This window comes from Mycobacterium sp. 1164966.3 (genome assembly GCF_001665395.1).
Taxonomy (GTDB): domain Bacteria; phylum Actinomycetota; class Actinomycetes; order Mycobacteriales; family Mycobacteriaceae; genus Mycobacterium.
On the sequence record NZ_LZSG01000064.1, the window covers coordinates 79,495 to 93,510 of the forward strand.

Sequence of the window (14,016 nt, forward strand, 5' to 3'; positions counted from 1 at the left end):
AATCTGCGGCGGCTACCGGCTACCCTGTGAGCTTTACCAGATCGCACCGCTCGAAGGGGATGTCTATGACGGTGTCGGCGAGAAGCATCGAGGCCGACTACCTAGTGATCGGTGCCGGAGCCATGGGCATGGCCTTCACCGACACGCTGATCACCGAATCCGACGCACGCGTGGTGATTGTCGACCGCGCCCATCAACCGGGCGGACACTGGAACGCCGCCTACCCGTTCGTGCGGCTGCATCAACCGTCGGCTTACTACGGTGTCAACTCAAGGGCATTGGGCAACAACAGGATCGACGCCGTCGGCTGGAACAAGGGGTTGGGCGAACTCGCGCCGGTCGGCGAGATATGCGCCTACTTCGACGCGGTCATGCAGCAGCAATTTCTTCCCACCGGCCGGGTCGAATACTTCCCGATGAGCCAGTACCTCGGCGACGGGCGGCTCCGGACCATGGCGGGTACCGAATATGTCGTCACAGTAAATAAGCGAATCGTCGACGCCACCTACTTGCGCGCGATCGTTCCATCGATGCGACCCGCTCCCTATTCGGTCGCACCGGGCATTGACTGCGTTCCGCCAAGCGATCTCCCGAAATACGCACCCCGGGACCGGTACGTGATCGTCGGCGCCGGCAAAACCGGCATGGACATTTGTCTGTGGCTACTGCGAAACGGCGTCAGTCCAGACCGGCTGACCTGGATCATGCCTCGCGATTCCTGGATGATGGACCGCGCGACGCTGCAGCCCGGGCCGACGTTCATCAAGCAGTTCCGCGACAGCTACGGCGCGACCCTCGAGGGAATCGCGGCAGCGACGTCGACCGACGACCTTTTCGACCGGCTGGAAAGTGCCGGAACTCTGCTGCGGCTCGATCCCTCGATACGGCCGACCATGTATCGGTGCGCGATCGTGTCGCGCCTGGAGTTCGAACAATTGCGCCGCATCAAGGACATCGTCAGGATGGGCCACGTCCAGCACATCGAGCCCACCGCGATCGTCCTGGACGGCGGATCGATCACGTCGTCTCCGTCGGCCCTGTATATCGACTGCACAGCCGACGGAGCGCCGCAGCGTCCGGCCAAGCCGGTTTTCGATGGCGATCACCTCACCCTGCAGGCGGTGCGGGGTTGCCAGCAGGTGTTCAGCGCCGCGTTCATTGCCCACGTCGAAACGGCCTACCACGACGACGAGCTGAAAAACGAACTCTGCAAACCGATTCCGCACCCCGATCGCGACCTGGACTGGATGCGGCTGACCCATTCGGATCTGCGCAACCAGCGTCGCTGGCTGGACGACGACGAGCTGACCGACTGGCTCAGCACCGCACGGCTGAACCTGCTCGCCGAGCTGCTCCCGCCGCTGTCGGACAAGCCGCGGGTGCGGGCGCGGGTGGTGTCGATGTTTCAGGCGAAACTCGATACCGCCATGGAGCAGCTGGAAAAGCTGCTCAGCGAGCACAGTTTCGAAATCACAGATGAGCAACGCTAGAGGAGCGGCCGTGTCCGAAATCCCCGAGCCGGACATGCCACTGGTCGACCTACCCGACTCGGGGTATGTCTACGAAACCGGTTGGCGGCTGGCCACAACGGATATTGACGAGCACAAACGCTTGCGCCTCGACGGCGTGGCGCGCTACATCCAGGAAGTGGGCGCCGAACATCTCGGCGATGCAAAACTTGCCGATGTCCATCCACACTGGATCGTCCTGCGAACTGTCATCGACGTCGTGCAACCGATCGAAATCCCCAGCGATATCACCTTCCGTCGTTGGTGTGCAGCGCTTTCCACACGTTGGTGCAGCATGCGCGTTCAGCTGCAGGGTTCCGACGGCGGACGAATCGAGACCGAGGGTTTCTGGATCTGCATGAACAAAGACACCCTGACCCCCTCGCGTCTGTCCGACGATTGCATCGCGCGCTTCGGCAGCACCACCGACAATCACCGGCTCCGGTGGCGCCCGTGGCTCACCGAACCGGTCAATGGCGTCGTTACTCCGTTTCCGCTGCGCCGCACCGATATTGACCATTTCGAACACGTCAACAACACCATCTACTGGCATGGCGTGCACGAGATCCTCGGCCAAGCACCAGAACTGGAGGGCGCGCCGTATCGCGCCGTCCTCGAATACCGCAGGCCGATCAAACTGGGCGAATCGGTGACCATCCATTCCGAGCGTCACCACGACACCCTACGCATGCACTTCACCGTCGGCGACGACGTACGCGCCGCCGCGCTGGTGCGCAAATCTCACGGATAAGCCGCAACGCAGGCCTCATTGGGCAGACCCGACGCGAATTCCTCGACATCGAACGGCCGGCTCAGGCGCGCCCGCAGTTTGGCCGGATCAATCAGCAGGCTGATCTCGGCGGTTTGGCGAGCAAACAACCGTCCGATGAATGGGTAGAGACGGCGCATCAGTGTCCGTTCCGCGGCGGTGCAACGCGCCGCGCAGTAGCCGACGTGGCCGATCTCATCGGTCAGGATGTCGTTGTAGAGCCGCTCGATCCGGGCGGCGACATCTGGTTCGTCGGCGAACAACTCGGCGCCGACCCGTCGCAGCTCGTCGAACATCACGCAACCGGCCATTTCCGCGGCACCCACGACGGCGAAGCTGAGCCGTTCGGGCAGAAAGACATTGAGCTTGACGAACTGCCGCATGACCAGCGGCGGCGGGCTCACGTGGAACGGCAGATCGAAGATGTCCAGCACGTAGGCGAGCAGGCGGGTGTGATAGTGCTCCTCGAGTTCCATGTACACCCGCTCCGGAAGCGTGTCGTCACCACTGTTGCGCCCGTAGGTCTCCCCCAATCCCACACCGAACCTTTCCGCCTGGTTGAGTTTGGCGGTGGCCAAGAGGAACAGCATGTCACGGCCGACATTTTGCTCGGGTTTCCGACGACGGAGATTGCGCGCGAACACTTCTCGATCAATGTGACGGGCCGAGCGGACCGGGTCGGCCTCGAGCGCCGCGAAGAATTCCTCGCGGTTGGCCAGGCGGCGATTCAGGAGATCCGCCTCCCCGTCGCGGCGCGCCAAATAGACGCGGTAGCCGTCAATTCCCATAGCGTTCATCGCTTCTCCATTCCTTTGACTACGGTCGCCACATAGCGATCCAGCAGCGTCGTCCGCGCCCGGGACGCAGATATTCCGGTGGCCAGCAACGCGAATAGACCGGTCAGGAAAATCACGCCCAGCTCGTCCGCATTGGCGTCCTGCGGCACCCGTCCCGCGGCCTGCGCCTGACCGATTACACCGATGACGAACTCGGCCAACGGGTGCTCCCCCAGTTGGTCTTCGACGGGCCGCGCCGGTGAGAAGTGCAGGCCCAACATGTCTCGGAAAACTAGCGGCCCCAACCGTCGCTCCGCGGCAACGACCTGGCGCACCAGCATCTTCAGCACCGACATCAGGTCGGGATTTTCCGTTGGCGAGTTGAGTTTCGCCACAATCTTGACCTCTTCGGCCCGCTCCAGTTCGACAAGCACATGCTCTTTGGTCGGGAAGTGGAAGTAGAAGGTACCGCGTGACACTCCCGCCGCCGCGGCAATCGCCGCGACGTCCGCACTGGCCAAACCGGACCTCCCGATCTCTGCCAGCGCCGCCTCGAACACCCGCGCCCGGGTCTGCAGCCGCTGGGCATCCCGCGCCCGCACAACCGGTGATGCAGATTGTGCGGATGGCATAGTTTGCACTCTACGAAGTTCATTGTCACCTGTCAATGACGGCCGTCAGCGAAGGCTTCAGCCCGGATGCTCGGACACGGCCAGACGGGTGGCGAACAGCTGGCGGTTTTGTTGGCCGGCGTTGGGTGAGCGGATTTGTCGGACCTGTCTTGGAGACTGCGGGGTATGACCGAGCTCAAGCTGCGTGAGTGGCGTGGGGTGAAACCGGTCGCGACTGCCACGGGGGTGGCGATCGGTACCCGGTTGCGCACGAGCGCGCAGGATGAGCCGGTGCTCGACGCGGTGGCTGCGCACCTGGGTCGGTTGCGTCGTGCTGATCTGGCGGCGACCTCACGCCGCGAACCGGTGGATCCCACGTTGGGCAGCCAGGCGCGTCAACAGGTTCGCCGCACCCGGCTCAACGCGCGTAAGCGGGCGTTGACCGCGCACTCCTCGGCTCGGTGGGCCAATGCGATCATCGCCGCAAACGACGACCAGTACCGGCTGGCACGCGACGCCGGCTATCGCCACATCGTGGGGTTGCGGGCGGCGATCGCCACGATCGAAAAGCGCCTGGCCGCTCCGGCCGCCGACACCTTGACCCCTGCGGAGCGCACCGCCCGTCGCAAAGCCCACGCGACGAAAGGCTATGCCAGCCAGCAGGAACGGTTCACCAAGCAGCAGCGGCTGCAGCGTCTGCGCGCTCAGCTCGCCTGGGTCGAAAATGATCGTGCCGCCCACCGGGTTCATGTGGTGGAGGGGGGTAAACGGCTGGCCACAACGCGCCATCACCTCGAGGATGCCGGGCTCAGCGTTGATGCGTGGCGCGACCAGTGGGCGGCGGCGCGGTATCGGATCAGCGCCAACGGCTCCCCGGATGAGCCGTTCGGGAATCTGACCATCACCGTCACCCCCGCCGGTGAGGTGAGTGTGCGGTTGCCGAAACCGTTGGAACACCTGGCCAATGCCGCCCGTGGCCGTTATGTACTGTCGTGCCCCGCGGTGTTCGCTCACCGCTCGCAGCAGTGGGAAGAGCGGATCACCAGCGGGAACTCGGTGTCCTACACCATCACCCGCAAGCCTGGCCGCAGTGGCCGTTATCTGACCGCGACGTGGTCGGTCCCGTCGTCGCCGTCCTCGGTGGGCCATGACGACCAGAGCGACGACGGCGACGGGTGCGCCAGCGGACCACTGGTGGCGGTGGACCTTAACGACGGGCATCTTGCGCTGCGGCGGCTAGACAGTCACGGCAACCCGATTGGTGCGGCGCACCGCATCGATATCGACCTCACCGGCAGCACCTCACGCCGCGACGCCCAGGTTCGCCACGCCATCACCGGACTGATTCACTACGCGCAGCGCTATGGCCTGGCCACGATCGCGGTGGAAGACCTCGACTTCACCGACGCCCGCACGACCGGTCGGGAAACGATGGGCCGCGGGCAGCGCGGCAAACGGTTCCGTCGCGCCGTGTCTGGCATCCCCACCGCGGTGTTCCGCAACCGACTGACCACCATGTGTCCTCGGGCCGGTATTGATCTGTTCGCGGTCAATCCCGCCTACAGCAGCATCTGGGGCGCCCAACACTGGCAGCGCCCCTACCCAAATGTCACCCGACACCAGGCAGCCGCCACGGTGATCGGGCGTCGCGCCCAAGGCTATTCGGCCCGGCGACGGAAAGGTGTGACACCGACACGACCGGAGGATCGTGCGGTGAGAGCTACCAACCAGGCCGTGCACGAGCAGTCTCGGGTGTCTGGGAACCGCCACCGGTCAGGGATACGAGGAACCCAATCTCGCCCGCCCAACCGGAACGAACGCGGTGATCCACGCCGGGCAACCGTTACCCCGGCACCGGCCAATAGCGGCCAACTTCAGCTGTAACGGTACCGTGGCGCTCGTGCACCGCATTGACGTCCCAAGGATCTAGTGGATCGGATAGACACTGCTCGGCCGGTCCGCAACCTGGCCGTCGACTACTACCGCGTATCAGGTGTGGTCCTCATCGTGCTGGGGCACTGGCTGGCCGGATCGGTGACGTACGAAGACGGACGATTCGGCCGCCAGAACCCTCTAGTGGATCAGCCGTGGACGCAATGGCTGACGTGGCCCTTCCAGGCGGTCCCGGTGTTCTTCCTGGTGGCCGGATACGCCGGCGCGGTGTCGTGGACGCATCGCGGCGGCGGCGGCATGGAGCGCCCGGTATGGCTCCGGCACCGGCTGGCCCGAGTGCTGGGACCGACCGCGGTGTACGTCGGGACGGTGTCGGTGATCGTGGAGTTCGCCGACGTCGTTGGCGTGGACGGTTCCACGCTGTCCTATGCCGGGTGGGCGGTTGCGATGCACCTATGGTTCCTTGCGGTCTACCTGCTTGTGGTGTCGCTGACGCCCGTTGCCGTTGCGGCACATCGCCGTTGGGGATTGTGGGTGCCGGCAGCACTGGCGGTGGGGGTCGCGGGGGTGGATGCGGCGTCGGTGGGCGCCCACGTGCCCTACCTCGGCTGGCTGAACTACCTGCTGTGCTGGGGCGCTGTATACCAACTCGGAATCGCCTGGCACGAAGGGCGATTGGCGGGTCGCAGAGCCGTGTTACTGGTTGTCGGGTCAGCGACAGCGCTGGCGCTGCTGATCGGGCTGGGCCCGTTCCCGGTCAGCATGATCGGCGTTCCCGGTCAACCCGTGCAGAACAACGAGCCGCCCTCGGTGGCGATGCTGGCGTTCGCAGGTGCACAAGCCGGAATAGCGATAATGCTCGCGCCCGCGCTCAACCGCGTGCTACGTCCCGCCCGGGTGCGGCGGGTGCTGTCAATGGCCAACAACAACGTCATGGCCCTGTATCTGTGGCACATGATTCCCGTTGTCATTGTGGCGGTTCTCGCCTACCCGGCCGGACTGTTGCCACAACCGGCCGAGGGAACCGCCGAGTGGTGGCTGGCGCGGCTGGAGTGGGTGACGATTCTCAGCTTCGTGACGGCGATCGAGCTGGTGCTGTTGTGGTGGGCGCGAAGGTTTTTCGCGGCTCCGCTGCCCATGATCGGTGCCCCGATAACCCCCCGCTGGGTCGAACCGCTCACCCTGGCCGGTGCCGCGACTGCGGCGTACGGCCTGGCGTTCTTCGCGGCCGAAGGTTTTGCGCCCGACGGCCACTTTTCGTGGGTGACAGCGCTGATCTTTGCTTGCAGTGTAATGCTGGCGGCATTGCGACCGACGGTTCAGGCGCCGCGGCATGCAGGTCGGCGTTGACCTGTCGGCCGTGCGGCCGTCGCGCCGAGTTTCCGTGTGAATCTTGGGCTTTGGCGGTGCAACCTGGGCGAACGCCGCCAGTGCACAATCAAAGCCATAAGCGCACGCTGAACGCTCCGTGTGTATAGGGCCAACTCACGCGGCCGAATCGGGCCTACCCCAGGAACCGAGGTCCGGCAGTGGCCGTTGGCATACGGCATGCGCCTCGGCGGCACTGAGCCCGAACAAGCGCAACACGTTTTCGGTCATCGCGTCAGCCGCCGATGCGGCGTCACGACCGGGATCTCCCCGCAGCAGGACACCGAGCCCTAACAGCGCGCCACCAGCGGTGGCCAATGCCAATTGTGGGTCTTCGATCTGAAAACGCCCGGCCGCGGCCGCAGCCTCGATGTCCCGCAGGGCACGGGGTGCCAGGCCACGGTCGGACGACAGCAGCGCCGGCCCGTTGGCCAACAAGATGTCGCTCTCCCGCGGGCGTTCGCGTAACAGCCGCCCCGTCAACCGGAAACTGCTGGCAAATGTTTCAGCAGGGTCCTCGATCGCCGCGGTGAGCTCGTCGAGCAGCGCACCGTGCGCGTCCAACACATCTGCCACAGCGGCCTCGAACAACTGCTCTTTGCTGTCGAAGTGGTTGTAGAACGAGCCCATCCCGACATCTGCGGCCCGGGTGATCTCGAGGACAGGGACGTTCGTCTTGCCTTCGGCGATCAACTGTTGGGCGGCCTTGACCAGCGCCGACCGGGTGCGCTGTTTCCGGCGCTCCAGACGGTTGGGTGGCGCTGACTCGTATGACCTGGCGCTCATCGTGGCCTCCATTCCACAACCGGACCTTGGTAGTATGCATCAATCCTGAGGAATTCGTCAGCACCTATTGACTGAGCGTCGCCTCGTATGTGACGATTTCGTCAGTTAGTTGATCGGAGAGGCGATGAAACCAATGGTCGGCACCCGCGGGGCCCAACATAAGGATCTGCATAGCGAGCAGGGAGCCCTCCGAGGTGAACACCCCGGCCGCTCGCGGAATCCGGTGATCAAGGTCGCCGACATCGCCTGGCTGGAGTTCGAGAAACCAGACCTGCTTCGCGCCGAGGCATTCGCCCGGGCTTTCGGCTTCCAGACCGCGCGACGCGATCCGGCCGAACTTCAGCTGCGTGGTACCGACGCGGGTTCGCCGTGCATGATGGTGCGCCGCGGCCAACGGACGCGGTTCACCGGCGTTGCGTTTCGGGCGTGCGACGAGGTCGACGTGCTGCGGCTGGCCGAGGCATCTGGCGCCACCGCCCGACCGCTGCCGGAAAGTGTGGGTGGCCTGTCGGTCGACCTGGTCGACCCGAGCGGGGTTCTGGTGCGGGTGGTCGCGGGCATGCATCAGCTGCCGGAACTTCCGGCGCAGCGGCCGCACGTCTTCAACCTCGGGCATGAACCACTGCGCACCAACGCCACTCAGCGTCCTCCACGCGCGCCGGCGCGGGTGCAGCGTCTGGGCCATGTGGTGCTGCAGTCGACGAAGTACCTGCAGTCGCTGGACTGGTATCTGGACAACTTGGGGATGATCGTCAGCGACTTCCTGTTCTTCCCGGGCCAGCGCGGACGGGGTCCGACGATGAGCTTTATCCGCTGCGATCGCGGGTCGGAGCCGGCGGATCACCACACGTTGGCGGTGGCTTTGGGTCCGGCCAATCGCTACATCCACTCGGCGTATCAGGTGAGCGACCTCGACGCCCTGGCCGCAGGCGGCGAATACCTCAGCGACCGTGGCTATTTCCGCTCTTGGGGAATCGGCAGGCATATCCAGGGCAGTCAGATCTTCGACTACTGGCGCGATCCCGATGGCTTCCTCGTCGAACACTTCACCGACGGCGACATGTTCGACAACACGCTCGAGCCGGGCTGGGCACCCTTTACCGCATCCGGGCTAGCCCAGTGGGGCCCGCCTGCCACCAAGGACTTTCTTGGAACCAGCCCGAGATCGGCTCGTCACGAAGTCGTTTCGATGATCAGGGCGCTTCGCCAAAGCAACGAGTTCGATATCAACCGCCTCATCGGCTTACTGAAGGTGCCCACGTCATGACCGTTTCCGTCCTTCGCACCGCCGACGCCTGGTGGGTCAAGACCCCGGAGGGAGCGGCGCGGATCGACACCACGGCGGCAACCACCGGTCAGCTGTTGGACGACCGTGCTGCGGTGGACGCCGCCGGCGCCGACTTGGTCGATCTAGACAGCCTGCAGCTGGTGTCGCCAGTGACCAGGCCGTGCCGGGTGGTGGCTCAGATGACCAACTTCGAGTCGCACGTCAGGGACGCGGGCATGGACCCGGCCACAATCCCGTTGACCTTTTTCCGCAAGGCTTCTGCCTCGATCAACGGGCCGTTCGACGACATCGTCAAGCCCCGCCATGTCTCGCTGCTGGACTACGAGGTGGAGATCGGATTGGTCATCGGTCGCCAAATTCCTGTCGGGACAGCGATTTCCGATGCGAACCTCGCCGAGTTCATCGCCGGCCTGGTGGTAACCAACGACGTGTCGGCGCGCGACATCCAGCTCCCCCAGACTCAGTTCTACGAGGCAAAATCGTATCCGACGTTCACCCCGGTCGGCCCGGAGCTGGTGCTGTTGAGTCCCGACGAGCTCAGGCGATTCGGCGAGTTGCGGTTGCGCCTGAGCGTCAACGGCGAAGAGCGGCAAAACGCACTGGTCGAAGGAGACATGCTGTACCGGCCGCTGCAGGCGCTGCAGTCACTCACTCAGTTCCAGGAACTCGCGCCGGGTGACCTGGTGCTCACCGGCACTCCTGTCGGCACCGCCCTGAGCGCGCCGCCGAAGCCGGTCCAGGTCATCGGTAACCTCTTGCCGCCGGGCATCAAATGGAAGGCATTCTTCAAGAGTCAGGCCAACAACCCGAAGTATCTCAAGCACGGAGACGTTGTGGAGGCGTCGGGGGCCACCGACGACGGAAGCATCGACCTCGGAACCCAGCGCGCCACAGTCCGATTCGCATGAGCCCCGACGCGATTCGGCATGTGCCCGTCGTCGTGGTGGGCGCCGGACCGACCGGAATCACCGCCGCCACACTACTGGCGCAGTACGGCGTCGAGTGTCTGGTTCTAGACCGTTGGCCGGGCGTGTATCCGCAGCCCCGCGCCGTACACCTGGACGACGAGATCTACCGCGTCATAGCCCATCTCGGCATGGCCGACGAATTCTCCACTATTTCGCGTCCCACGCTCGGTTTGCGGCTGCTGGACAACCGATTCAACATTCTCGCCGAATTCCGCCGCGATCCGTCGCGCAGCGTCCACGGTTTCCCGCAGGCCAACATGTTCGACCAACCGGAGTTGGAGGGGCTGCTGCGGGCAAACCTCAAGCGCTACCGCAAAGCCGAATTGCGCGGCGACGCCGAGGTGATCGAGGTTGACGATCAGGGTGACTCGGTGCGCATCACGTTCATCGACCGAACCGACGGACAAGTTCAGGTAGTAGAGGCCGACTACCTACTGGGTTGCGACGGTGCTAACAGCATGGTGCGCAACCAGATCGGTGCAACAATGCAGGACTTGAAGTTCGAACAGCGCTGGCTGGTCGTCGACGTGGAGACCGACGCCGACCTACACCAATGGGATGGCGTATATCAAGTGTGCGATCCGGTGCGCGCGGGCACCTACATGCGGATCGGACATGCCCGCTACCGGTGGGAGTTTCGGTTGCTGGCCGGCGAAAGTGCCGATGACTTCGCCACCCTGACCGGCCTGCGACCGCTCATCGCCCCCTGGATCGGCGATGTCGATGACAGCGAATTGACGCTACTGCGCGTTGCGGAGTACACGTTTCGCGCGCAGCTCGCCGATCGCTGGCGCCGCGGCAACATCTTCATCCTGGGTGATGCCGCCCACCTCACTCCCCCGTTCATCGGCCAGGGCATGGGAGCGGGCGTACGGGATGCCGTGAACCTGGGCTGGAAGGTGGCCGGGGTATACCACGGCACCCTCGCGGCAGACGTTCTCGACACCTACGAGCAAGAGCGCAGGCCGCACACCCGCCAATTGATTCGCCTCGCGCTCACCGTCGGTCGATCGATGACCGGCGGGGGACGCGCCGGCGACCTGCTGCGCCGAGTAGTACTGCCGCGGCTACGGCTGATCCCGGGTCTGCGCGAAAAGGTCGTCGATTCCGCCACGCCGGCACTACATCGTTCCAAGCTGGTGCTGAAGTCCCGCCGGCCCGGTCAGCTCGCCGGCACCTTGTGTCCCAATCCTGCACTGCCCCAAGGCCAACGGCTCGACGCCATGCTCGGCACGCGTTTCGCTGTAGTCACCGCCATTCCCCTGAGCCGGCGCGACGGAGCCAACCTGTTGGACCGCAACGTCACCGTGCTGGTAGCCCAGCCGGGCAGCGAACTGCAACGGTGGCTGCGCCGTGGGCGAGCGACCGCTGCGGTTGTGCGCCCCGACCGGACGGTTATGTGCGCCGGACGCGACACCGCGGCCGTGTGCGCAGCTGTAGCGTCTCGTGTCAGCCTCACCCGCGATTGAAATTTCTTCGCCACGTTTCGCGTCGTGTGCCCGTACCATGGGGCCATTGAATTTCACCGATGTGGAGGCAATCGTGGCCCAGGAGGGCGAGTCGCTCTATCAGCGAATGGGTGGGTACGACGTGATCGCTGCCGTCATCGACAACCTGTTCGCCAGTCTGCATGACGAGCCCGCTTTCGCTCGCTTCTTCGGTGGCCGCAGCCAGGATTCGGTCACTCGCAGTCGCCAGCTTCTGGTCGACCAGATGTGTGCGCTGAGCGGTGGACCATGCCACTACATCGGCCGCGACATGAGAACATCGCACACCGGACTCGGCATCACCGAAGCCGAATGGGAAGCCAACATGAAAGCCTCGGATGCCGCGCTTGTCAAAATGGGCGTCGGGGACGCCGAGCGAGCCGAATTCCTGGCGCTGTTCGAACGTTATCGTGATGACATCGTCGAGGCTGGCTGAGCAACAGTCGGACAAAAAGACGCATTCTCCGCCCCGGCTTTTTGTGTGCTCGTCATTCAGCCGTCACGAAGTCGATGAGTTCTTCGACTCGGCCGATCAACGCCGGTTCCAGATCGTTCCAGTCGCGCACGCGGGAACGGATGTGCCGCCATACTTTGGCGATGTCGGCCTGGTTGGTGTGCGGCATGCCGAGGGCCTGGCACGCGCCGTGCTTCCATTCCGTGTGCCGCGGTACCGTGGGCCAGGCTGCCAAGCCGAGCCGCTGCGGCTTCACGGCCTGCCAGATGTCGACATAGAGGTGGCCGACGACCAGGGTGTCCGAACCGCCCGGTCCGCGGCGCACTGCGTCGGCGATCCGCGACTCCTTGGACCCCGCGACGAGGTGGTCGACGAGAACGGCGAGTCGGCGGCCCGGGCCGGGACGGAACTCGGCCACGATGTCCACCAGGTCGTCCACCCCGCCTAGCTGCTCGACGACGACACCCTCGATGCGCAGGTCGTCACCCCACACCTGCGCGACGAGTTCGGCGTCATGGCGGCCCTCGACGTAAATCCGGCCGGCGCGGGCCACCCGCGCGCGGGCGCCCGGCACCGCGACCGAGCCCGATGCCGTTCGGTTCTGGGCGGTTGGTGCCGCGCGGCGTGGTTCCGTCAGGATGACCGGACAGCCTTCCAGCAGATAACCAGGCCCGAGGGGAAACCCCCGAGTGTGTCCGCGCCGGTCTTCCAGGTAGATCCGGCCATATTCGACGCGAACCACCGCTCCGACGTAGCCACTCTCGACATCCTCGACCACCAAGCCGATCTCGGCGGGCTGTTCCGTCGAACGAGGTTTGCGCCTACCCGGCGCCAGGACGTCGGTTCCATAGCGATCCAGCCCGCGGAAATACTAGATGCGTTGCAGCAAAACACGTAATGGCGCGCCGCAAGTCTGACGCGTATCTGGCGGAAGCCCCTGCGTCGAGCGTGCAATCAGGGCGAGCATCAAGCCAAATTCTCACCCTCAGAACACGTTCGGCGGAAGGCCAGGATGCACGCAGCTTTTAGGTCGGCTCGCGCTACATCCGGCGACCGTCTGCGCCGAAGAAATGCAGGTGTCCGGGGTGCGGATGCAGGCGCACCCGACTGCCTTTCTCGGGCGGATCATGCCCATCGGCGCGGGCGACGACGGGTTGGCCGATCACTTTGCCGGACCCCGTAATTCGGCCGTAGAGGTAAGCGTCCGCTCCGAGTTCCTCGACCACGTCGACCTCCATTTCCACGCCGAGGTTGCCCAGCCCGAAATGCTCGGGACGGACCCCGACGACGACTTCGGCTGCCGAGCCGGCGATTTCCCGTGGTAGCTGGATCTGCCAATCCCCCAGCGACACAGACGAATCGACGACCGGCAGGGTAAACAGATTCATCGCCGGTGACCCGATGAATCCCGCGACAAACACGTTGGCGGGGTTGCGGTACAGCTCGCGCGGTGCCGCGAACTGCTGCAGCACGCCGTCGCTGAGGACGGCGACTCGATCGCCCATGGTCATGGCCTCCACCTGGTCGTGGGTCACGTACACCGTGGTGGTGCCGAGTTGGCGTTGCAATGCGGCGATCTGGTTGCGGGTCTGCACTCGCAGCTTGGCGTCGAGATTGGACAGCGGCTCGTCCATCAAGAACACCTGCGGGCGGCGTACGATCGCGCGTCCCATCGCCACCCGCTGACGCTGCCCACCCGAAAGGTCCTTGGGCTTTCGGTCCAGATACGGCTGCAGATCAAGAAGTTTCGCGGCGACCAGCACCCGGTCGCGGATCTCGGTCTTGGAAACCTTGGCGATCTTCAGCGCGAAACCCATGTTCTGCGCCACCGTCATGTGTGGATAAAGCGCGTAGTTCTGAAAGACCATCGCGACGTCACGGTCCTTGGGATCGGTGTGGGTGACGTCGCGATCGCCGATCCGAATGGCGCCGGAATCCAGCGTCTCCAAACCGGCCACCATCCGCAGCGACGTCGTCTTGCCGCAGCCGGATGGCCCGACCAGAACGACGAACTCGCCGTCGCCGACGGCTAGATCGAGACGATCCAGAGCCGGTCGATCGGTACCGGGGAACCGCCGGGTCGCTTGCTCGAAACTCACCGAAGCCAT

At 64.7% G+C, this 14,016-nt stretch carries 13 protein-coding genes; 8 read left to right on the forward strand and 5 right to left on the reverse strand.

Features of this window, described 5'->3' with window-relative positions; genetic code table 11:
- Positions 1-65 precede the first annotated feature (65 nt).
- Positions 66-1,490: an NAD(P)-binding protein gene (locus tag A9W99_RS23375; protein ID WP_067383980.1), complete on the forward strand. Its 1,425-nt coding sequence runs from the start codon at positions 66-68 to the stop codon at positions 1,488-1,490.
- A gap of 34 nt (positions 1,491-1,524) precedes the next feature.
- Positions 1,525-2,259 (forward strand): acyl-[acyl-carrier-protein] thioesterase, encoded by a 735-nt coding sequence (locus tag A9W99_RS23380; RefSeq protein ID WP_067384266.1) that lies wholly within the window; start codon positions 1,525-1,527, stop codon positions 2,257-2,259.
- Here the strand turns inward: A9W99_RS23380 and A9W99_RS23385 are convergent.
- Positions 2,250-3,074 (reverse strand): hypothetical protein, encoded by an 825-nt coding sequence (locus A9W99_RS23385; RefSeq protein ID WP_067383984.1) that lies wholly within the window; start codon positions 3,072-3,074, stop codon positions 2,250-2,252. The two genes, A9W99_RS23380 and A9W99_RS23385, sit on opposite strands and share 10 nt — an antisense overlap.
- Complete coding sequence (locus A9W99_RS23390; RefSeq protein WP_067383987.1) at positions 3,071-3,685, reverse strand: TetR/AcrR family transcriptional regulator; 615 nt, start codon at positions 3,683-3,685, stop codon at positions 3,071-3,073. The genes A9W99_RS23385 and A9W99_RS23390 overlap by 4 nt, the downstream gene beginning before the upstream one ends.
- Positions 3,686-3,850: 165 nt before the next feature.
- Between A9W99_RS23390 and A9W99_RS23395 the strand changes: the two genes are divergently transcribed.
- Positions 3,851-5,548: a hypothetical protein gene (locus A9W99_RS23395; protein ID WP_067383990.1), complete on the forward strand. Its 1,698-nt coding sequence runs from the start codon at positions 3,851-3,853 to the stop codon at positions 5,546-5,548.
- Positions 5,549-5,593: 45 nt separating this feature from the next.
- Positions 5,594-6,907 carry an acyltransferase gene (locus A9W99_RS23400; RefSeq protein ID WP_067383993.1) on the forward strand — a complete coding sequence of 438 codons (1,314 nt, stop codon included), beginning with the start codon at positions 5,594-5,596 and terminating at the stop codon, positions 6,905-6,907.
- A 135-nt stretch (positions 6,908-7,042) separates the two neighbouring features.
- Here A9W99_RS23400 and A9W99_RS23405 read toward each other — a convergent pair whose 3' ends face one another.
- On the reverse strand, positions 7,043-7,711 hold the full coding sequence (locus A9W99_RS23405; RefSeq protein ID WP_067384269.1) for a TetR/AcrR family transcriptional regulator: 669 nt from the start codon (positions 7,709-7,711) through the stop codon (positions 7,043-7,045).
- A gap of 124 nt (positions 7,712-7,835) precedes the next feature.
- Between A9W99_RS23405 and A9W99_RS23410 the strand changes: the two genes are divergently transcribed.
- The 4 genes from A9W99_RS23410 to A9W99_RS23425 are packed head-to-tail and all read left to right on the forward strand — an operon-like array spanning position 7,836 to position 11,890.
- Positions 7,836-8,978, forward strand: coding sequence for a VOC family protein (locus A9W99_RS23410; RefSeq protein ID WP_067383996.1), 1,143 nt, complete (start codon positions 7,836-7,838; stop codon positions 8,976-8,978).
- Positions 8,975-9,907, forward strand: coding sequence for a fumarylacetoacetate hydrolase family protein (locus A9W99_RS23415; protein WP_067383998.1), 933 nt, complete (start codon positions 8,975-8,977; stop codon positions 9,905-9,907). The genes A9W99_RS23410 and A9W99_RS23415 overlap by 4 nt, the downstream gene beginning before the upstream one ends.
- On the forward strand, positions 9,904-11,436 hold the full coding sequence (locus tag A9W99_RS23420; protein ID WP_067384001.1) for a bifunctional 3-(3-hydroxy-phenyl)propionate/3-hydroxycinnamic acid hydroxylase: 1,533 nt from the start codon (positions 9,904-9,906) through the stop codon (positions 11,434-11,436). Before A9W99_RS23415 ends, A9W99_RS23420 begins: the two co-directional genes overlap by 4 nt.
- A gap of 46 nt (positions 11,437-11,482) precedes the next feature.
- Positions 11,483-11,890 carry a group 1 truncated hemoglobin gene (locus A9W99_RS23425; protein ID WP_253870302.1) on the forward strand — a complete coding sequence of 136 codons (408 nt, stop codon included), beginning with the start codon at positions 11,483-11,485 and terminating at the stop codon, positions 11,888-11,890.
- A 52-nt stretch (positions 11,891-11,942) separates the two neighbouring features.
- Here the strand turns inward: A9W99_RS23425 and A9W99_RS23430 are convergent, their stop codons facing one another.
- Positions 11,943-12,767 carry a DUF3097 domain-containing protein gene (locus tag A9W99_RS23430; protein ID WP_067384008.1) on the reverse strand — a complete coding sequence of 275 codons (825 nt, stop codon included), beginning with the start codon at positions 12,765-12,767 and terminating at the stop codon, positions 11,943-11,945.
- Between the two features lie 181 nt (positions 12,768-12,948).
- Positions 12,949-14,016 (reverse strand): ABC transporter ATP-binding protein, encoded by a 1,068-nt coding sequence (locus A9W99_RS23435; protein WP_067384010.1) that lies wholly within the window; start codon positions 14,014-14,016, stop codon positions 12,949-12,951.